Here is a 21,049-nt window from a genome sequence, read left to right on the forward strand (position 1 = left end):
CGGCCGGCGAGCCGAGGGCATTGCGCCCAGCGGAGGGCATCCGGGAGCGGATCGCCCTCCGCCGGCGCGAAAGCCCTCCGCTCGCGCGCATCGCCGACGGCCCGGCGCGGAGCCTCGCGCGCCTCAGTACCGGTAGTGGTCGAGCTTGTACGGTCCCTCGACGGGCACGCCGATGTAGGCGGCCTGCTCGTCGGTGAGCGTCGTCAGGCGGACGCCGAGCGCGTCCAGGTGCAGGCAGGCCACCTTCTCGTCGAGCACCTTCGGCAGGGTGTACACGCCGGTCGGGTAGGCGTCGTGCTTCGTGTACAGCTCGATCTGGCCGAGCACCTGGTTCGTGAACGACGCGCTCATCACGAACGACGGATGCCCGGTCGCGTTGCCGAGGTTCAGCAGCCGCCCCTCGGACAGGACGAGGACGCTGCGCCCGTTCGGCAGCCGCCACTCGTGCACCTGCGGCTTGATCTCGACCTTGACCGCATCCGGCAGCGCCTCGAGCCCGGCGATGTCGATCTCGTTGTCGAAGTGACCGACGTTGCCGACGATAGCGAGGTGCTTGAGCGCCAGCAGGTTCTCAACGGTGACCACGTTCTTGTTGCCGGTGCCGGTGATGAGGATGTCGACCTGGTCGGCGACATCCTCCAGCCGGGTCACCTGGAAGCCGTCCATCGCCGCCTGGAGCGCGCAGATGGGGTCGATCTCGCTGACGATGACGCGCGCGCCCTGCCCCCGCAGGGCCTCGGCGGCGCCCTTGCCCACGTCGCCGTAGCCGACGACAAAGGCGACCTTGCCGCCGATCAGGACGTCGGTGGCGCGGTTGATCCCGTCCGGCAGCGAGTGCCGGATGCCGTAGGTGTTGTCGAACTTCGACTTCGTCACCGAGTCGTTGACGTTGATCGCCGGGAACAGCAGCGCTCCGGACGCGGCCAGCTCGTACAGGCGGTGCACACCGGTGGTGGTCTCCTCGGTGACACCGAGCAGTCCGTCGGCGATGCGGGTGAACCGCTGCGGGTCACGGGCGAGGCTCCTGCGGAGCAGGTCGAGGATGACGCCGTGCTCGGCGGAGTCGGACGCGACGACATCCGGCACCCGGCCCGCCTTCTCGAGTTCGACGCCCTTGTGCACGAGGAGGGTAGCGTCTCCCCCGTCGTCGAGGATCAGATTCGGCCCGTCGAACCCGGACGCCGACCAGTCGAAGATGCGGTCGGCGAGGTCCCAGTACTCGGCGAGGGTCTCACCCTTGAACGCGAACACCGGCACGCCGCGCGGCTCGGCAACGGTGCCGTGCGGGCCGACGACGACGGCGGCGGCGGCCTCGTCCTGGGTGGAGAAGATGTTGCAGCTGGCCCAGCGCACCTGCGCGCCCAGGGCGACGAGGGTCTCGATGAGCACTGCCGTCTGCACGGTCATATGTAGCGACCCGGCGATGCGGGCGCCCTTCAGCGGCTGCGAGCCGGCGAACTCCTCACGCAGGGCCATGAGCCCGGGCATCTCGTTCTCCGCGAGCCGGAGCTGGTGGCGTCCCGCTTCGGCGAGCGACAGGTCGGCGACGCGGTAGTCGAGCGGGCGTGCGGGAGCCTCAGGCAGGGATGTCGGCATCCGGCCATTCTCCCACGCGGGAATGCACGCGCCTACAGCTGCAGCGTCTCGTGCTTGACGATCACCCAGCCGCGGGGCACGGAGAGCCGCTCGGTGTGGATGGCGCACAGATCGTGGGCATGCGGGTCGCCGGCGCGGCCGAGCGGCCCGATCGCGGCCATCTGATCGGCGTAGTCGTAGGTGAGGGTCGACACCGCTTCACGGGAGCATCCGACCTTGGAGCACAGTCTCTGGCGCATTTGCCTTCCACGCTAGCGGTCCCTCCCCGCCGTGCCGCCGACCGGCGCGCCCAAACCACCGCCGGGCACGCGTGGTCGGACCATCCCGGCTCGCGCGCCGACCCTAGGATGGACGCATGATGCGGCGGCGGATCCAGGCCAGCGCGCGGCGGGCCCCGACGCGGCACGGGCGCCACGGCCGCGAGGGTCGCAGCCCGGTGGTCCGGCCGCCGCTGCCCCCGCTCGAGTCGCGGTACGAGAAGTTCGACCTCACCGTCGGCACGACGGCGGAGTTCCTGCGATCGGCGTGGGAGGAGCTGCGTGACGTGCGCTTCGAGATCGCCGACATGCCCGCGGCGTCCGACGACGATGGCATCCCGCGCTGGCTCGTCGATCGCAAGGACAAGCGGATCGTGATGTTCCGCATCCCGATCGAACGGCTCAGCCACCTGCACCGCAGCGACGATCTGCACCGCCGGGTCGAGATCGAGGGCTGCGTGTTCCGCGCCGCCGCCGAGTACCTCGGCCGCGACCCCTGGGATCTCGGCCCGGAGCGGTTCCGAGACTTCTGAGCACCACGCCGACGGGCCGGCCCACCCCGTCCCTCACCCCGTCCGTGCCGCCGCGACGGGTGCGCGCATCCAGGCGGGATGCCGCCCGGCGGGCCGCCATCGGCGACGGCGATCCCACCAGCCTGGCCCGCGCACCTCCGGCACGCCGCCGACCATCCGGATCTCCCACCCGCTGGTGCTGATCGTGCGGTGATGGAACCAGCACAGCGCGACACCGTTGTCGGTCGACGTCTTTCCCCCGGCGGCCCATTCCTCGACGTGGTGGATCTCGCACCACGCGGCGCGGATGTCGCAGCCGGGGATGACGCATCCCCCGTCGCGCAGAGCGATGGCCCGACGCTGGTAGGGCGTGAAGATCCGGTCGTCAACCTGGATGCCGAGGATCCTTCCGAAGCTGTCGAACGTGACCCGCTCGATCCGGCCACAGCAGGCGATGTGCTGTGCGACGTGCATCGAGACGGGTTCGTCGACGCCGTCGATGTGCGCATACCCGGCGCCCGCCTGCAGATCCTCGGCGCGCACCGCCACCGTCAGCGTGGGCGCCGCTCCCCCGAGACTCGGCGTGTCGGCGGATCCGGCCGCCGCGACCAGGATCGCCGCGAGCGCGTCATGCCGCCGCTGGCCCGTCGTGCGCCGGTCGGCCTGCAGCATCGGCGCATCGTCGTCCTCCGGGTCCTCGACGAATACCGGGCCTCGTCGCTTCGGGTTGTCGATCGCGTCGAACAGCAGCTGCAGCTGGGCCGCGACATCCACCAGCAGGTTCCCGCGGAGGGACACGACGCCGTCCCGCGCCCGCCCGAGCCGTACCTCGCGCACGCGCAGCGCCCGATCCTCGCGCGGCTCGGCGCCGTCCGGATCGAGCACCTGCGCCCAGACCTGCGCCTGCCACCGCAGCTCATCCGCCCCGGCCGGCGGCTCGCCTTCCGGACCGGTTCCCGCGGCGGCGGCCGCAAGCTCGACATCCGCGGCCAGCCGCTGCTCCGCGGTCGCGGCCGGCAGCGCCTGCTCCAGTACGCGGAGTACCCCGCTGACGGCCTCGGCCGACACCGCGCCGCCTGTCAACGCCTCCCGCAGCTGCGGATACCGTGCCGGCAGGGCCTGGCCGCTCGTCAGTGCGGTGGGACGATGGATGCCGCGCGCCGCGCACACCAGCTCTGTGGCACGGGCGGCCGAGCAGCGGGTCGCCCGCCGCAGAAGCTCGTTCAGATCCCGGCATCCCGCGCCGGTCGCGATCCGGTCCAGCCGATCGGCCGCGGCATCCCGCGCCCCGATGTGGCCGGTGGCCTCCACGAGGATCGCGTCGACGAGCCGCGACAGCTCGGACGCGCTCGCCAGCACGCCCAGCAGCTCATCGTCCGATGCCGCTGCCAACGCGTTCCCGCCCAGCGCCTCGCGCACCACGCAGGACAGGGCCTCGGTCAGGCCACCCAGTCGCTGCGTCAGTGCTTCCATGGACCCCATTCAACTCGGGGGTTCCGACATGAAAGCGGGTCTGACCGGGAGTTATCCACAGGTGACGGAAACGCCTCTACGGGTACACGACCACCGGCGCGGATGCCGCGTTCTGCGGCCACACCGGGTACGACGCCAGCGCCCCGTCGCCGGCGAACGCGACCGCGGCGTACGCCGCCCCATCGAGGGCGATGCGATACGCGCGTCCCGCCGCCAGCGGGACGACGGTCGCCCGGCCCGCGGCAGCGGAAACCGTCGTCGCGGTCCCCCCGTCCGCGGGCGCGACCGACACCGCGACCGCGTCCTTCCCGGCCGGCGTCACGACGAGGGCCGGGCTGGGTCCGGCCGGCACCGCGAACAACGAACCATCCACTGCCGGCGCCAGCTGCGGGGCCGCGGGGATCCAGGCGAAGTCATCGCCGGCGCCGGTCCCCGTCGCCTGCCACACTGCGGCGACCACGGGCTGGTCCGCGGTGACGACGACGGTGTACGAACCGGGCGCGAGCGCGGGCAGGGATGCCTCCACAGGTGCGCCGGCCTTCAGCGGCACCGTCATCGCCGATCCGACCGCGCCGCGCGCGCCGAGAACCGTCACGGTCGCCGTCGTCGCCCCGGTGGGGGCGAGCAGGCGCACGACGGCCGGGGCGTCGGGCGTCGGCGCCGTCACGCGCACGCCGGGGATGACCTGCGTGGTCGCGGCGGCGGCGATGGCGCCCTCCTGGTCGACCCCGCCCGGCGTCAGGCCGCGCACGATGCTCGACTGCAGCGCGGCGCGCACCGGCGCGCCCGTGGCGGTCACGCGCAGGATCGGCGCTTCGTCGCCGAACCCGAGCCCCGCCAGCGGCAGCACCTGCTGCGTGCCAGGCGCGACGATGATACGCGATCCCGCGCCCGGGTGCCGGGGCCCGTCGACGCCGTAGAACGTCAGGTCGACGGTCGCGGTGACCTTCCCCGGATTCGCCAGCAGCACGAGGTCCGCGGCTCCCGTGGACGTCGACCCGCCGACGAGCCACGACTCCATCAGGGCGGGCGTGCACGCGGCGGCGGCGAAGCCCGCGAGGTCCTCCGCAGTGACGGTGGCGGATGCCGCGCCCGCCGCCGCGGGGACGGTGCGACCGGTCGCGGGCGCCTCGAGCCTGGTGGGGCCGGACTCCCCCGGCACCCCGGTGGTGGCGAGCACGTCGCGTCGCAGGGCGCCGCCGGCGGTGACATCCTCGCCGGAGGCGACCGAGATCCCGGAGGCCGAGTGCGCGTCGCGGGCCAGGGCCAGCAGCGGCCCCGGGCAGGTCAGTACCGCATCCGCGGCCACGGGGGCGACGGACACCGACGGCGCCGGCGCCGTCCGCGGCATCCAGCCGAGCGCGACGCCCCCGCCGACCACGACCAGGGCGACCACGGCGATGGCGCCTCCGGCCGTGTACCGGGCCGCGGTGCGGAGATTCGCCGAGCGGGTCATGCCGCGTCCTCCTCGTCGACGGCCTCGTCCGCGGGGGCGAAGGATGCCGCCACGGCCACTGCGTCCGCCTCGCGTCGCCCGACGACGCGCGACGTGTACCGCGCGCGACGGCGGGAGGCCCCCGTGGGCACGGCGAGCAGCAGGCCGGCGCCCACGGCGATCAGCTGGAACAGCATGATCGCACGGGCCAGCGACATCACCGCGGGCGAGGCCTCCGCCCGCTCGGCCACGCCCCCGGTCACGCGCCACAGGGTGCCCTTGTCGGTGTCGCCGACCGAGTCGAGGCCGGCGCGCTGATTCAGCGCGGTGACCGCGGTCAGTCGCAGCGCGCGGGCCGGGTCGGCGGTCTGGTCCGCGGGCGCCAGCAGCACAAACCCGATGCTGTCGGCCTCCAGGCGCTGGACGACATCGGACGAGCTGGGGCTGACGAGGTCCCCGGCGAGGTTCGCGAGCTGCCGATCGTGAGCGTCGAGGGCCGTGCGGGTGGCGAGCACCGTGGACTGGCCGCCGAGCGTGGCGCTCTCGCCCCACACCACGCGCGCGCCGACGCCGCCGCCGGCCAGCGGCTGCAGCACGAGGGTGCCGGTGTCGGGCCGGCTGTGCCCTTCGGCGCTCACGAACGCCGGGAGCGTGGACGCCGGCCCGTCGGTGAGCGCCGACGCGCCGCGCAGGTGCGCTGTCAGCGCGGGCAGCGCGAACACGCCGAGCGCCAGCATCAGCGCCGTCGCGACGAGCACCCTGGGGCGCCCGGCGGGCAGCGCCCGGTCGGCGTCGGCGGAGGGATGCCGCGCGAAGCCGGTGTCGAGCGTCAGCGCAGCGGCGCCGACCACGCCCGCCCAGGCCAGGCTCAGCGCGGTGCCCGGCCAGATCGGGACGGCGGCGCCGTCCGCGACGCTGACCGCGACGCCCACGACGATGAACGCGGTGACGATGCCGAGCGCGGCCACCAGCAGCAGCGCGCCCCCGGCCAGCCAGCGGCGGGTGAACACCGACAGCAGGGCGAGGGCTCCCAGCGGCGCAAGGAGCAGCAGCATCCACACCGCCGGCATCCCGGCCACCCACGGCCCGAACGCGCCGCCGGTCAGGAGCGCGCCCCACCCGCCCGGATCGGCGGTCGGCGATCCGGCGGCCAGCAGCGCGCGGCCGGCCGCATCCGCACTCACCTGGGCGCCGGCGAAGGGCACACCCGGGTCGGCGAGCAGCGCCCACGGGTTCTGCGCGCCGAGCTGCCGCAGCACGAGCGGCACGGCGAGCACGACGGCGGGGATCACGACCCACGCGACGCGGGCAGCGCCGTGCCCGTGCCGCACCGTGAGCATCACGACAAGCAGGACGACCCACAGCGCGACGAGGGCGGGCGCGAGCGAGGGTGCGCACGCGACGACCGCCGCGAACAGAAGGGATGCCGCGCCCGCGGCGCCCCAGGAGCGGTGCGCGACGCAGCCGGCGTAGAGCAGCCACGGCAGCAGGAGGTGCACGAGCACCCCGGTGGGGCGGCCCTGGCCGAGCGCGGCGAGGAACGTCGGCGCGAGCGCCCAGGCGACGGCGGCGGTGCAGCGCAGGATCGACCGGTCGGTGATCCGGGTCGCGGCGAACCACGCGCCGAGCACGGCCAGCGGCAGGGCCAGCAGCCACAGGGCGACGAGTGCCCGCGAGGGATCCCCCGGCCACAGCGTGCCGAGCACCGCGACCACCGCGGAGAACGGATCGGCGGGCTCGACCTGCGCGAGTCCGATCGGGCGCAGCCCGTACCCCGCGTCCGCCCACAGCCGCGCGACCGTCGAGCGCAGCGGGGCGAGCGCCCCTCCGCCGAGGGCCGGCCAGACCAGGAGCGATGGGAACAGGGCGAGGGATGCCACGAGGGCGGCGAGCACGACCCAGGCGCCGCCGCCGGCGAAGAAGCGCAGCTCGCCCCGCCGCGTGCCGGTGTGCGCGACGTCCAGGTCGGGCAGCAGGGCCGTGCGCAGCTCGTCCCGAGTGACCCGCAGCGGCGCGAGCTGGCTCCACGCCACGCTCCGCGCGCGGCGGATCCGGGCCCGGGCGCGGACGATGCCGCCGATCCGGACCACGGCCACGAGCGCGGCGCCCCACTCGGGCAGGATGCGGCCCGGCGTCTTCGCGACCAGCTGCACGATAGTGCGCCACAGCGCTATCGGCGCCGTCGCGAGCCACAGCAGCGGCAGTGCGACCGGCGGCGCGTACGCGAGCCGGCGCTGCAACTGGGCGCGGCGGCGCACGTACCAGGTGTGCAGCGTCCGCTCCGGCGGAAGCCCCGGCAGTCCCGCGACGCCGTCCCCGTGCACGGCGACCCGGGCGGCCGGGACCACGCACACGCGCCCTCCGGCGAGCCGGATCCGGATGCCGAGGTCGAGGCCCTCGTCCGCGCCGGCGAGGGCCGGGTCAAGCCCCTGCACCTGCTCCCACGCGTCCGCGCGGACGAGGATGCCGCGCACGTCGGAGCCGAGCACGTCCTCGGTCGCGTCGTGCTGCCCTTGGTCGAACTCGCCGTCGGCGAGGCCGACGGTGCGGCCGTACGCGGTCATCGACGCGCCCAGCGAGACGATGTGCGCGCGGTCGTCCCAGCGCACGAGCTTGGGCGCCACAACGCCCACCGACGGCGCTATCTCGAGCGCGTCGGCGAGGTGCTCGAGGGCGTCCGGCTCGGGGACGGTGTCCTGCGCGAGCAGCCACACCGCGTCGCCCTCGCGCCGGCGGGTGGCCAGCGCCACCGCGTCCGCGAACCCGGTCGTCCGTCCGGCCGTGAGGACGATGGCCCGGGATGCCTGCGCGAACGCGGCCGCGTCGGCATCCTCGCCGCACAGCACTATCGTCAGCACCTGGATGGGGTGCGTCTGCGCGGTCAGCGCCGCCAGCATCCGCTCCAGGCGGTGTGCGGCCGGGATGCGCGCGTCAGGACGCACGACGAGGATGGCGTGAACTCGGGCGGGCATGGCTTCGTCAGCCTAGGCGAGCGGTCGCCGGGTTCCCGCCCGACGCGCCGCCGTTGCGGCCCGCCGGAGTCCGCTCAGCTCGCGCGACGCTTGAGCTTGCGACGCTCGCGCTCGCTGAGACCGCCCCAGATCCCGAAGCGCTCGTCGTTCTGCAGAGCGTATTCGAGGCACTGGGCCCGGACCTCGCACGACGCGCAGATCCTCTTGGCATCCCGAGTCGATCCCCCCTTCTCAGGGAAGAACGCCTCCGGATCTGTCTGTGCGCAGAGTGCGTCGGCCTGCCATGCGAGCGGATTGTCTTCTTCGACAGGGCGCCGGATGCCCGGCACCCCCAGCTCGATGGGATCGACGAACCAATCTGCGGGAACGCCTGAGCGGTACGATGCGCCCGTCATCTCGTTCTCCAACCTGCTTCCCCCCACGCGGTACGCGCTTGCTGATAATTACACAGGTGTCATTCAGAATGGTCAAGTCGCAGATCGTAAAGCCTCATCTTCGCGTTGAACCTTCACGACGCGCCGGAGAGTGCCGCCGTCGGGTAACGACCGGGTCACAGCGGACGCGCACGGTACCCTGAATCCCACCATGGCCGTCCTCTCGAAGCATCCGGTGTCGGCGCCGCCGAGCGCGCCGGTGCGCGAGAAGACGCGGCACATCCTGCTGCGCGGCTGGTGCATCGTCGTCCTGTTCCTGGCGTTGTCCGGCGTGTCGTGGGTGAACGCGATCGGCGCGGTGGCCGCGAGCGCACTTACCGTGGCGGCGAGCGTCGTCTCGCTCGTGCTCTGGGTGGCGGTGCGGCCGCCGGTGAACTGGCGGCGGGTGCCGTGGTTCCCGATGGCGTACCTGGTGTGGGCGGCGCTGTCGGTGGTGTGGTCGCAGTGGCCGGCGACGACGGCGATCACGTGGGGCCTGCTGGTGCTCACCACGATGCAGGGCCTTTTCGTGGCGGCCGTGCTCACGTGGCGCGAGATCCTGCGCACCATCGGCTCGGCGGTGAAGTGGTGCCTGGGCCTGTCGATCCTGTTCGAGCTGGCCGTGGCGGTGTTCGTGCGGGGCCCGCTGCTGCCCGAGTTCGTGATCCCCGCGCAGCGCGCCGCCGACCCCATCGTGTACTGGTGCCGCGGGAACCTCTTCAACGGCGGTCGCATCCAGGGCATCTTCGGCAATGCGAACCTGCTCGCCATCGTCGCCCTGGTCGGCATCATCGTGTTCGCCGTCCGGATCGCCGCGGGGGCGCCGCGGCGGCCCCTTTTCGTGGCCTGGATCGTGCTGGCGGCGTACCTGATGTACCGCGGGTCGTCGGCGACGGTGTACCTGTCGGCGGTCATGGCGCTGCTGGTGCTCGTCACGGTGCTGCTGATGCGCACGGCGCCCACGCCCGCCCGGCGCACCCTCTATTACGCCCTGTTCGCCGTTGTGGGTGTGGGCGGCGCGCTCACCGCGTGGCTGCTGCGCGACACCGTCTTCACGGCCCTCGGCCGCTCCGCCGACCTCACCGGGCGCGAGCGGATCTGGCAGGCGGTGCTGGAGCGGGTCGGCGAGCGGCCCGTCGTGGGCTGGGGCTTCGCGACGCCGTGGCTGCCGTTCGACCCGCACTTCGACCGGTGGATCGTCGACCACGGGCAGTCGGTGATGCAGGCGCACAACATGTGGATCGACGTCGCACTGCAGCTGGGCGTGATCGGCGTCGTGATCATGGCGCTGCTGTATCTGGCGTTCCTGTGGCGGACGTGGTTCTTCGCGGTTGACCGCCCGCGCTGGGATCTGCGCGCGGACCGCCCGTACTCGCCACTGAGCCTCGCGCCCACCCTCATCGCCGCCGTGCTCGTGGTGCAGGGGATCGCCGAGTCCGAGCCGCTGCTGCTGTGGGGCTGGATGTTCGTGGTGATGCTCGCCTTCAAGATCAAGCAGTCCCCGCACGTGGGGGTCGGGCCCGCCGAGCAGCGGGTGGCGATAGAGCGGGGCGAGCTCGTCGCGGACGGCGGTCCGGGGGCGCCGGCGTGAGCCGTCCCGCCGAGCACCCGTCCCACTGGCTGCCCGAGATGCTCCGGTCGGCGGGCCTGGCCCGGGCTTTCACGCTCGCGACGCTCGGCACCGTGTTCTCCGGGCACGCGATCCAGTGGCTGGCGGGCCTGGTGACGTACGTCACGATCGTCGCGGGGCTGTGCGTCGTGGGGCTCGGGATGCTGGTGGCCCGCCGCCGTGAGATATCGCTGTGGCGGCTGCTGCCGGTGTCACTCGTCGTGTTCCTGTGCTGGACGATCATCAGCGTGTTCTGGAGCGTCTCGCCGTCCGACACCGTGGTGGGATGGGTGTCCCAGGTGGCCGTGGCGTTCCTGGCGATAGTGATCGGGCACGTCCGCGACACGCTGCAGACCGCGCGCGCGCTCGGCGACGTGATGCGCTGGCTGCTGTCGATCTCGCTGGGGCTGGAGATCCTCATCGGCATCCTGATGCGACAGCCCGTGCACTGGCTGGGCATCGACGGCAACATCGCGCGCTTCGGGCCGGTGGAGGGCATCTTCGGCAGCCGGAACATGCTGGGGTTCGTCGCGGTGCTGGCCCTGGTCACATTCGTGGTGGAGTGGCGCACCTCCTCGGTGCGGCCCGGGGTCGCGGTGTACTCGGTGGCCGTGGGCGGCGTCATGGCCGTGCTCAGCCGCTCCCCCACCGTGCTCGCGCTGGCCGCCGCGGTGGGGGCGGCCGTCGCGGCGCTCGCACTCGTGCGGCACGCGCGGCCGCACAACCGGATGACGCTGCAGTGGAGCCTGGGCGCGGCGGTGGTGCTGGGACTCAGTGCCGCGTACGTGTTCCGTCACCAGTTGATCGCGGCGGCCGGTCCCGACTTCTCGATCCGCGCGAACCTGTGGCGGGTGCTCTCCTTCTATGTGCGGTTCTACCCGGTTCAGGGGTTCGGCTGGTTCGGGCCGTGGCCGCGCGAGGAGTATCCGTTCGTCGCCATCGACTTCTCCCTCGGCAAGCAGTACACGACCGCCCTGAACGCCTACGCCGACCTGGTGCTGCAGATCGGCTGGGTGGGGACGTTCCTGTTCATGGCGATGGTCGGCATCGCCGTCATCCGCTCCTGGCTGGTCGCGGCAGAACGCCGCTCGATCGTGTACGCGTGGACGCCGCTGATCCTGGTGACCCTCGTCGTGAACTCGCTGTTCGAGAGCTTCGCGCTGTTCGGCGCCGGCTGGCTGATCCTCGTCGTGTGCCTCGTGCGGGCCGGGCAGTCCCGGTCGTGGCGGGAACGGCTGGATGCCGTGGAAAGCGCGGAGACGCTGCCGCCCCGCCGGTGATCCGTACCCCCGCCGCCTGGGAATCGGCTCGGTCGGCCCCGGAATGGTGCTCTTAGACTTGCTTGGTCCACACCCCTTGGAGAGTCTCCGTATGCCCGAAGAATCGCCCGACCGCCGCCGAATCGCCGTTGCGCCGTTCCGCATCGCCGGGCGATGGATACGCCACATCGTCAGATCCATCGGTCTGCTGCTGCGGATTCCCGGTGCCCGCAGGGGTCTGCTCAGCATCGTGGTGCCCGTGTACAACGTCGAGAAGTACGTCCGAGGCGCCGTCCGCTCCCTCCTGGACCAGGATTACCGGAACATCGAGATCATCATCGTCGACGACGGTTCACCGGACGCGAGCATGCAGATAGTGCGCTCCATTCAATGGCGCAATCCCGCGATCCGCATCGTGCGGCAGGCCAATGCCGGCCTCGGTGCCGCCCGGAACACCGGCGCCCGTCACGCGCGGGGCGAGTTCCTCACGTTCCTCGACAGCGACGACAAGATCAACCCGTGGGCGTACACGTCGGCGATCGGCACTCTGAACCGCACCGGGTCGGATTTCGCGGTGGCGCCGTACTCCCGGCTGGACGGATCCGTCGTCCGGGCGGCGGGTGCGTGGATCTACGAGGCCCACGAACGGGAGCAGCACCGGGCGACCCTTGACAGCCATCCCGAGATCCTCGTGAACATGGTGGCGTGGAGCAAGGTCTACCGTCGGGAGTTCTGGACGCGCACCGGACTGGACTTCCCCGAGGGGGTGCTGTACGAGGACCAGGCGACATCGACACGGGCGTACGCCGCGGCCAAGAGCTTCGACATCCTCTCGGAGCCGGGTGTGCTGTGGCGGATCCGTGGCGACCGCACCTCGATCTCTCAGCAGTACACCGAGACCCGCAACGTCCGGGACCACCTCCAGGCGGCGCTTGACTCGCTGCGGGCTCTCGCCGACGCAGGATTCACGCAGGCGTACGCGGTCCGAGTCGGCCAGCTGCTCGCCAACGACTATTCGCACCCCCTCCCCGAGCTTCCCTCGTTCACCGCCGAAGCGTGGCAGAACCTCAAGGCGGCCATCGACACCCTGTTCGACGCTGCGGACTCCATCGACCGCACGTCGATCCCCGCGCGCAGCAAGGTGCTGTACTCGCTCATCCGCCAGGGACGCCGACGCGACGCCGAGCGCTTCCTGGCGCTCGGCGGCTGGGAGGAGCACCGCGTCCCGTCGGTGGTGGACGACGGACGGGTCTACGCCGACCTTCCCTTCTTCGCCGACCCCGACTCCGGGGTGCCCCAGGACGAGTTCGAGCGCTGCACGTTCGACACCCGCCTGCGCTCCGCGGTCACGCGGGCCGAGTGGACCGCCGACGGTACGCTCGACCTCACCCTCTGGGCGTCGATCACGAACCTCGACAGCGACCCACTCACCGTCACCGCGGACCTGGTGGGGAGCACGCTGCCGATACGAATCCCTCTGACCGTGACACGACGGCCGGACCCGCTGTCCGGCATCCGGATGTCGACCCCGAACGTCGATGCCACCGCGCATCACTTCGACGTCGTGATTGACGCCACGTCACTTCCGCGCGTGCCCACGACGTATTCGATCCTGATCACGGCGACCGCAGCCGGTGTCGCGCGGACACGCCTCCTTCATCTCGGTGCGCCGCCGGCGACGACCGGCGCACTCTCGCTTGCACCGCTGCTGACCGCGGAGCTGCATGCCGATCGCCGGGGCTACGCCACGCTCGACGTCGTCGCGTGGGCGGGGGCGGTGACCGGGATGACGCGCCGCGGCCGCGTCCTCACCCTCGCCGTCGACGCCCCGCCGTCGGTCGGCGACATCCAGCTCATCGACGACGAGTCCCGGAACAGTCGTGTTCTGGCCACCGGCGAGATCGTCCGCAGCGCGCCCGGCGCGCGGACCGGGACGGCAACGATCACCCTGCCCCGTCTCAAGCGCCATCCGCGCCCGCAGGCGTGCCGCCTCGAGCTCGGCCGGGATGATGACCGCCTCCCGGTACTGGCCCCTGGGGCGCCGCACCGATACGACGCCGTCTCCTTCGACAAGCCGGTGACGCTGGTGCAGAACGACGCCGGCCGGTTGTGGATGGCGCCGTCTGACGCCGGAACATCGCGCCGCTCACTCATCCCCGCCGGGAACGCGATCGTCTGGCGCAGGAAGCAGGCCGTCGGCTGCACCGATGTGACCGTCACCGGGGACACGCTCGTCATCGACATCCGGGGTGCCGACGATGTGGAAGGCGCCGTCCTCGAGCAGGCCGGAGTCCATATCGCCGCCGAGATCACGCGGGACGGCGCCGTGCACCGGCTCGCTTTCCCTCTGCATCGCGATCCGTGGCGGACCGGGTCGCTCCGCCCCTGGTCGACCGGCGACTGGACCTTGCACCTCATGGTGGCCCGCGGCGATGAGGTCGTCCTGGAGGCCGCGCGCGGACTGCTGGCCCGCATGCCGTTGGTGCTCGAGGGCGCGGATGCGACGTATGCGCCGCAGGTGAGGACGGGAACCCTCGTGGTCACCGTGGCGCCGCGTCTGAGTGTGCACGAGCTGAATCCGTTCCACCAAGAGCAGCTGCGCAGACGCTATCGCGGGGCGACGGCGCCTCTGCGGCACGCCGTGCTCTTCCGGAACCTGTACGGAGACAGTGCCAACGACACCTCGAAAGCCGTCCACGAGCAGTTGCGCGCACAGGGGACCGACCTCGAGCTTCTGTGGGCCGTCAAGGGGTTGGACGTCGTCCTTCCGGAGGGCGCGACCCCCATCCTCGAGGGCAGTGCCGAGTATTGGGATGCCTTCGCCCGGGCGAAGTACGTCATGGTCAACGTGCACCAGCCCGATTGGTTCGAGAAGAAGCCCGGCCAGGTCGTGATCCAGACGTTCCACGGGTATCCGTTCAAACTGGCCGGCCGCCGGCATTGGCAGAAGACCCGGCTGCCGCGGCGACGCGTGGACTCCTTCTACCGGCGGGCCCTCGAGTGGGACTACCTGCTGTCCCCCGCGCCGTACGCGACGCCCTTGCTCGCGGAGTTCCTGCCCACCGACCTCGGCTGGCAGGGAGAGTTCCTGGAGATCGGATACCCGCGCAACGATGTCCTGCTGTCTGCGGACGGCGTCGACATCCGGAATCGGACGCGCGCGCGGCTGGGCGTGGCCGACGACCAGAAGGTGGTGCTCTATGCCCCCACCTACCGGGATTACCTGTCCCGGGGCGAGTTCCGCGCGGAGGCCACGAAGCTTCTGGACGTCGACGCCCTGGCCCACACACTGGGCCCCGACTACACGATCATCAGTCGCGGCCACGTCATGAACGCCCGCGCCGGCGCGACGACGGTCGTCGGCAATGCCGGCATCGACGCGACGGCGTACCCGGACGTGAACGACCTGATCCTGGCATCCGATGCCGCCGTCGTCGACTACTCGTCACTACGCTTCGACTACGCGCTCACCGACAAGCCGATGCTGTTCCTGAACCCGGACCGGGATCGGTACTTCGACGGGCGCGACCCGATGGTCCCGTACGAGCCGACGGCGCCCGGCCCATGGCTGAGTTCGACGTCCGATGTCGCACGATCCCTCGCGTCCGACGAAGCTGTCGGCGGCCGGTATGCGACCGAACGCGAACGCTTCCGCTCGCTCTACATGCCGCTCGAGGACGGCCACGCAACCGAGCGGCTCATCGACCGCGTGTTCCGTGTGCGCGGCGACGCCTGAGCCGCGCTGACGGCGGATCAGCCCTTGGCCAGAACCGGCGTCGGCGCACCGGCCGTCGCCCGGTGCCATGCGTCGCCGCCCGGCTCGAGCGAATAGCCCGTCCCGAAGATGTGCTCCACCCGTGTACTGACCATCGCCGCGCATGCGCTGAATCCGCTCTTGCCGCAGACAACGACCTTGCCCAGTGCCATCAGATGGAAGTCATCGGTGGACGCGAAGTGGTGGTTCCCCTCCACGTACGTGAGCCGGTCGCCGGCCACATCGAGCCCGAGTTCGACGGCATGCGCCCGGCAGTAGTCGAGATCGTCGGAGAAGACGAACCAGTGCTTGTCCGCGAACTCGTCCAGCTGCGCGGTGCGCAGGACGAAGTCGCGGTAGTACGCATCGCTGTCGGCGATACCCAGTGACACACGGTCGCCGCGTCGGATGTGGACCACGACGGCGTCGGTCGCCAGCATCTGCTGCTCGACCCGCCTGCTGTCGTCATTCACCAGTGGCGGCAGATGGATGGCGTCCTCCCACAGCGCCTTCTTCGTCATCAGGTGGTACTTCAGCAGTCCCTCCTTGGCCAGCACGTCCATGAACAGCACACCGGGAGGGGCGGCGATGAGCCGCTCGTAGCCTTCGAGGTCGATCACCTGCACCGTGAGGCATGACGGAAAGTCGCGTCGATCCAGCGACGCCTTCAGGTGCATGCGGTCGGTGGCGAGGATCATCTCCGTCAAGCCCAGCGCGTGATACTCGCTCCGGTTGTCGCGTCGCACCGTGATGTCCCGCTTGCGCGCCTCCCGCAGTCGGCGGGAGAAGATCTCCGAGAAGACGCCGTCCGACCGCGTGAACGGAAGCACGTCGGGGCGCATATGCGGAGTGTGCGCGAGCATCTCGTCGTTGTCGAAGAGCAGATCGTCGACGTACAGGCGCAGGTCCATCTGGTCGGCGAACTCACGACAGTACACGTAGTAGAACAGCTGGTCGCCGAACCCGCTTCGCAGACAGCACACCCGCGCCTTCGCGTCGAACAGGAAGCCCGCATCGACGCGGGCGGACCACCCAGGGTCGGGGACGGCGGTGCCGTGCATGCCGACGACGTAGTTCTCGTTCGCGAGAATGTCGATGTAGTCCAGCCGGTCCAATGAATCGACGAACTCATCCGCGCCGGAGAACTCCAGGCGGAACGGTTCGCGGGCGCCGGTGCGCCCTCTCTCGAAGTACGCGAACCAGCTCTCGAGCGCATCGTCGATGTCGGCGAGGGTCGCGACGTAGCCGCGGTCGACGAAACGCTGCGGGTCCCACTCGGGATCCCGGCCGACCCTGCGAACCTCGATCGGGACCGGACGTCGGGGGTCGATCGTCACGTCGTGCCCGTCGGCCACGCGCACGACCACCCGGCGTGCAGCGGCGGATGCCGCCGACGGCGGCACCTCGGTGAACGGGTGCCGGTCCAGCGCCTCGCGATTCGCCTCCACCCGCGCCGCCGTGCGCAGCACCAGCTCGCCGCCGGCGGCGACGACCTCGTGCGCGACCGCCTGCCAGTCGACCTTCGGGTAGGCGATTGCCAGGGCAGCGAGAGCGAACGCATCGGCCGGCGTGCGAACGGCACCCTCGCGCACGAGACGCTGCAGCTCCCGGCGCTTGGGCTTCTGCCGCCGCGACAGCAGACGGCTCGCCCAATCTTGGAACGCCTGGTCGCGAGGACCGAGCGTGCTCGGCTCGACCGTGCCGCCGCAGGCGGCGACGATGGCCGCCTCGACCGCGATGTGGAAGTCCCAGCCGAGTCGGACGCTTGGCTGGCTGCCGTCGGCGGTGGGGAGGAAGTCCTCCGCCAGCGTCAGCACGCGACAGCCGGTGCGTTCCGCGAATCGCCGGTCGAGCCGGTCCAGCAGATCGCCGGCGCGGCGGATGTCATCGAGGGCGGACCGCGCCTGCACCGTGCGGCCGTCCCAGTACAGGCGCGAGCAATGCGACCGCAGCAGAATGATCCGCTGCGCGGGGTAGACGTCCAGGACCGCGTCGACGAAACGATCGAAGCCCGGGATCAGCGTGCGTTCGAGTTCGTCCCGCCCGAGTTCCTGGGGCCGGATGCGCCGCAGCCCCGAGTGCTCCTCGAGCCACGGCGCCACATCGGCGGCCAGTGCCGTGGACAACGACTCCCCCACCTGCAGGAGCTCGCGCAGGGCGAGCGTCGTGTCGATCACGAGGACGTCGGCGTGGGCCGCGCGCAGGGCGCCGCGGACATCCTTCGACAGGTCGAGTCGAGCACCGACGGTGCCTTTTCCGGACTCCAGGCGTGAGCGGAGGAACGGGTCCGGCGTCGCCCCGAGCGACAGCGGCGATGCGTCGAAGACCCGCGATACCACCGAGAACCGCCGATCGACGTTCAGATCGATCATGGAGACAAGCTCGCCGCCGAGCAGCTGCACCGTGATACCGCTCACCGCCCACCTCTCTGTCGGAGTCGGACGCACCGGGGGATGCCATCCTGCGTGAGGCCGGGAAGGCCCGGTTCCCCGAGTGTACCGAGTCCTGACCCAGCGCCGGACAGGGCCCGATCGCCCGGACACGTAGACTTGTCGGCGGAGTTCGGGACCAGCCCGCCCATCGACAACAGGAGCAGCAGTGGCCAAGCGCGCATTCATCACCGGGATCACCGGCCAGGATGGCTCATACCTCGCAGAGTTCCTGCTCGCGAAGGGATATGAGGTCCACGGGCTCATCCGGCGCGCCTCGACCTTCAACACCGCCCGTATCGACCACCTGTTCGTCGACCCGCACGACGCGGACGCGCGACTGTTCCTGCACTACGGGGACCTCAGCGACGGAGCGCGCCTGGTGACCCTGCTGGCCGAGATCCGCCCGGATGAGGTCTACAACCTGGCCGCCCAGTCGCACGTGCGCGTGTCGTTCGACGAGCCCGAGCACACCGCCGACACCACCGGCACCGGAACAATCCGGCTGCTGGAGGCGGTGCGCCTGGCCGGGATCGAGACGCGCTTCTACCAGGCGTCATCCTCCGAGCTGTACGGTTCCACCCCGCCGCCGCAGAACGAGAGCACCCCGTTCCATCCGCGGTCGCCGTACGCGGCGGCGAAGCTGTACAGCTTCTGGATCACCAGGAACTACCGGGAGGCGTACGGCCTGTTCGCGGTCAACGGCATCCTCTTCAACCATGAATCGCCGCGCCGCGGTGAGACGTTCGTCACGCGCAAGATCACCCGTGCTGTCGCCCGCATCAAGGCCGGCGTGCAATCGGAGCTGTATCTGGGCAACCTCGACGCGGTCCGCGACTGGGGCTACGCGCCCGAGTATGTCGTGGGCATGTGGCGGATGCTCCAGGTGGACCGGCCGGACGACTATGTCCTGGCGACCGGCGCGGGGTACACCATCCGGGACTTCCTCGACATCGCCTTCGGCCACGCCGACCTCGACTGGAACGACTACGTGCGCTTCGACGAACGCTATCTGCGTCCGTCCGAGGTGGACGCCCTGATCGGGCAGTCGGCCAAGGCGCAGGACGCGCTCGACTGGCAGCCGAGCGTGAAGGCTCCGGAACTGGCCCGCATCATGGTGGATGCGGACATCGCCGCCCTCGAACACGAGGGCACGCACTGGATCGACGAGGTCACGTCGGTGACGTGGGAGGGAGCCCTCGCATGAGGGTCGCCGTCACAGGCGCGCGCGGCATGCTCGGCAGCGCACTGGTCGGGTCGCTGCGTCGCCTTCGCCCGGACGTCGAGATAATGCCCATCACGCGGGCCGAAGCAGACCTGACCGATCGGGACGCGACCCGGCGGGCACTGGCCTCGGCTGCGCCGGATCTGGTCCTCCACGCCGCGGCGAAGGTCGGCGGCATCAGCGCGAACATCGCATCCCCGACGGAGTTCCTCGCCGACAACCTCGCGATCGACACCAACGTCGTCATGGGTGCGCACGAGCTCGGCGTCGACAAGCTCGTCTACTTCGGCAGTTCGTGCATGTATCCGAAGGACTACCGACAGCCCCTCGTGGAGACGGACATGCTCCAGGCGCCCCTCGAGCCGACGAACGAGGGCTATGCGCTGGCGAAGATCAGCGGCGGCAAACTGTGCGAATACATCTCGCGTCAGTACGGGGCCGCCTACCGTGTGCTCATCCCGTCCAACCTCTACGGGCCCAACGACCACTACGGCAGCGTCGGAAGCCATCTCGTCGCCGCGGCCCTGTACAAGGCCCACGTCGCCAAGCGCGACGGCGCCGACCACATCGACGTGTGGGGCGATGGGACGGCGCGACGCGAGTTCACGTTCGTCGAGGACGTCTCGGACTGGGTGGCGACGGCTGCCGGCGACCTGTCCGCGTGGCCGCCGATGATGAACATCGGGCTCGGAACCGACCACTCGATCCTCGACTACTACCGGTACGCCCTGAACGTCGTCGGCTACGACTGCGAGTTGCGGCTCGACCCGAGCAAGCCGGCCGGCATGCACCAGAAGCTGATGGACTCGTCCCTGGCCGCCGGGTTCGGGTGGACTGCCCCGACGGATGCCGAGTCCGGCATGCGCGCAGCCTACGCGGCCTATCTCGCACAACAGACGGAGCACTGATGTCCCCTACCGCCACCCCCTGGTACCCCCTGGCGACCACCACATGGGACGACGCCGAATACGACGCGCTGCAGCGGGTCATCGCATCCGGGCGATTCACGATGGGCCCGGAGGTCCGCGCCTTCGAGGACGAGTTCGCGGCGTTCGTCGGGTCTCGCCATGCCGTCATGGTGAACTCCGGCAGCAGTGCCAACCTCGCCGGGATGGCGGCGGCGTTCTTCGCCCCGGAGCTGAACCTGCAGCGCGGCGACGAGGTCATCGTCCCCGCCGTCTCCTGGGCGACCACGTATTATCCGATATCGCAGATGGGCCTGGTCCCGGTGCTCGTCGACGTCGACCTGGACACGCTGAACATCGACCCGGCGGCGGTGCGCCGCGCGATCACCGACCGCACGCGCGCGGTGTTCGCGGTGAACCTGCTCGGAAATCCCGCCGACTACACCGAACTGCAGGCGATCTGCCAGGAGCACGACCTGGTCCTGTTCGAGGACAACTGCGAATCACTCGGTGCTGCGCTCGACGGCCGGCAGGCCGGGACGTTCGGGGCGTTCGGCACATTCAGCTGCTTCTTCTCGCACCACATCTCGACGATGGAAGGAGGCCTCGTCGTCACCGATGACGAGTTCCTCTACCAGGCGATGCTGTCGCTGCGCGCGCACGGGTGGACCCGGGAGCTGCCCGACGACAATCTTGTCTTCCCCAAGACCGGTGACCGCTTCGACGACCTGTTCCGGTTCGTCCTGCCCGGCTACAACCTCCGCCCGCTCGAGATGTCGGGGGCGCTCGGCCGCCAGCAGCTGCGAAAGCTGCCGGGTCTCGTGCAGGGCCGTCGCGACAACGCCGGCACGTTCCGTTCCCTGTTCGAGAGTGTGCCGAACGTGCGGACCCAGCGTGTGCTTCCGGGGGCGGACAGCAGCTGGTTCGGTTTCTCGATGATTCTGGAAGGCCCTCTCGCCGGACGTCGCAGTCAGCTGGTGGCGGCACTGGAAGCGGCGGGCATCGAGTCCAGGCCGATCGTCGCCGGGAACTTCGCCCGCAATCCCGTGATGGCGCGCCTCGAGGCCCGCGTCCCGTTCGACCTCCGCAACGCCGACCGCATCCACGACGACGGCCTGTTCGTCGGCAACCACCACTACCCGATCGACGAGCAGCTGACCGCGCTCGCCGACATCGTCCGCACGCTGGCCTGACGGCATCCGCCGGACGC

14 protein-coding genes are annotated in these 21,049 nt (G+C 71.0%); 7 read left to right on the forward strand and 7 right to left on the reverse strand.

Features of this window, described 5'->3' with window-relative positions; translation table 11 throughout:
- Positions 1–123: 123 nt before the first annotated feature.
- Both ahcY and GH740_RS06160 read right to left on the reverse strand, forming a co-directional pair.
- Complete coding sequence (gene ahcY, locus GH740_RS06155; protein ID WP_153745210.1) at positions 124–1,596, reverse strand: adenosylhomocysteinase; 1,473 nt, start codon at positions 1,594–1,596, stop codon at positions 124–126.
- Between the two features lie 32 nt (positions 1,597–1,628).
- Positions 1,629–1,835: a DUF3499 family protein gene (locus GH740_RS06160; RefSeq protein WP_153745211.1), complete on the reverse strand. Its 207-nt coding sequence runs from the start codon at positions 1,833–1,835 to the stop codon at positions 1,629–1,631.
- 116 nt (positions 1,836–1,951) lie between these two features.
- On the opposite strand from GH740_RS06160, the gene GH740_RS06165 reads away from it, so the two are divergent.
- Positions 1,952–2,386: a metallopeptidase family protein gene (locus GH740_RS06165; RefSeq protein WP_172978314.1), complete on the forward strand. Its 435-nt coding sequence runs from the start codon at positions 1,952–1,954 to the stop codon at positions 2,384–2,386.
- Positions 2,387–2,419: 33 nt separating this feature from the next.
- Here GH740_RS06165 and GH740_RS06170 read toward each other — a convergent pair whose 3' ends face one another.
- The 4 genes from GH740_RS06170 to GH740_RS06185 form a co-directional block, all read right to left on the reverse strand.
- Complete coding sequence (locus tag GH740_RS06170; RefSeq protein ID WP_153745212.1) at positions 2,420–3,838, reverse strand: HNH endonuclease signature motif containing protein; 1,419 nt, start codon at positions 3,836–3,838, stop codon at positions 2,420–2,422.
- A 76-nt stretch (positions 3,839–3,914) separates the two neighbouring features.
- Positions 3,915–5,294, reverse strand: a complete 1,380-nt coding sequence (locus GH740_RS06175; RefSeq protein WP_153745213.1) for a DUF5719 family protein — start codon at positions 5,292–5,294, stop codon at positions 3,915–3,917.
- On the reverse strand, positions 5,291–8,245 hold the full coding sequence (locus tag GH740_RS06180) for a glycosyltransferase family 2 protein (protein WP_153745214.1): 2,955 nt from the start codon (positions 8,243–8,245) through the stop codon (positions 5,291–5,293). The genes GH740_RS06175 and GH740_RS06180 overlap by 4 nt, the downstream gene beginning before the upstream one ends.
- Before the next feature lie 74 nt (positions 8,246–8,319).
- Complete coding sequence (locus GH740_RS06185) at positions 8,320–8,640, reverse strand: WhiB family transcriptional regulator (protein WP_153745215.1); 321 nt, start codon at positions 8,638–8,640, stop codon at positions 8,320–8,322.
- A 190-nt stretch (positions 8,641–8,830) separates the two neighbouring features.
- Between GH740_RS06185 and GH740_RS06190 the strand changes: the two genes are divergently transcribed.
- The 3 genes from GH740_RS06190 (at position 8,831) to GH740_RS06200 (ending at position 15,262) form a co-directional block, all read left to right on the forward strand.
- Entirely contained in the window at positions 8,831–10,249 is a 1,419-nt protein-coding gene (locus GH740_RS06190; RefSeq protein ID WP_153745216.1) for an O-antigen ligase family protein, read from the forward strand.
- Positions 10,246–11,547, forward strand: coding sequence for an O-antigen ligase family protein (locus tag GH740_RS06195; RefSeq protein ID WP_367640864.1), 1,302 nt, complete (start codon positions 10,246–10,248; stop codon positions 11,545–11,547). Before GH740_RS06190 ends, GH740_RS06195 begins: the two co-directional genes overlap by 4 nt.
- Before the next feature lie 91 nt (positions 11,548–11,638).
- Positions 11,639–15,262 carry a CDP-glycerol glycerophosphotransferase family protein gene (locus GH740_RS06200; protein ID WP_172978315.1) on the forward strand — a complete coding sequence of 1,208 codons (3,624 nt, stop codon included), beginning with the start codon at positions 11,639–11,641 and terminating at the stop codon, positions 15,260–15,262.
- Positions 15,263–15,279: 17 nt separating this feature from the next.
- On the opposite strand, the gene GH740_RS06205 is transcribed toward GH740_RS06200, so the two are convergent.
- Positions 15,280–17,697 (reverse strand): hypothetical protein, encoded by a 2,418-nt coding sequence (locus GH740_RS06205; RefSeq protein ID WP_153745218.1) that lies wholly within the window; start codon positions 17,695–17,697, stop codon positions 15,280–15,282.
- A 181-nt stretch (positions 17,698–17,878) separates the two neighbouring features.
- Here GH740_RS06205 and gmd point away from each other — a divergent pair, with 181 nt between their 5' ends.
- The 3 genes from gmd to GH740_RS06220 are packed head-to-tail and all read left to right on the forward strand — an operon-like array spanning position 17,879 to position 21,032.
- The gene (gmd, locus tag GH740_RS06210; protein WP_367640867.1) at positions 17,879–18,916 is read left to right on the forward strand and encodes a GDP-mannose 4,6-dehydratase; all 1,038 of its coding nucleotides are present in this window, start codon (positions 17,879–17,881) and stop codon (positions 18,914–18,916) included.
- Positions 18,913–19,842, forward strand: coding sequence for an NAD-dependent epimerase/dehydratase family protein (locus tag GH740_RS06215; protein ID WP_153745219.1), 930 nt, complete (start codon positions 18,913–18,915; stop codon positions 19,840–19,842). The genes gmd and GH740_RS06215 overlap by 4 nt, the downstream gene beginning before the upstream one ends.
- Positions 19,842–21,032, forward strand: coding sequence for a DegT/DnrJ/EryC1/StrS aminotransferase family protein (locus tag GH740_RS06220; RefSeq protein WP_153745220.1), 1,191 nt, complete (start codon positions 19,842–19,844; stop codon positions 21,030–21,032). The genes GH740_RS06215 and GH740_RS06220 overlap by 1 nt, the downstream gene beginning before the upstream one ends.
- The last annotated feature ends 17 nt before the right edge of the window (positions 21,033–21,049 follow it).

Origin of the sequence: Microbacterium sp. SYP-A9085 (assembly GCF_009649635.1) — a bacterium.
Classification (GTDB): domain Bacteria; phylum Actinomycetota; class Actinomycetes; order Actinomycetales; family Microbacteriaceae; genus Microbacterium.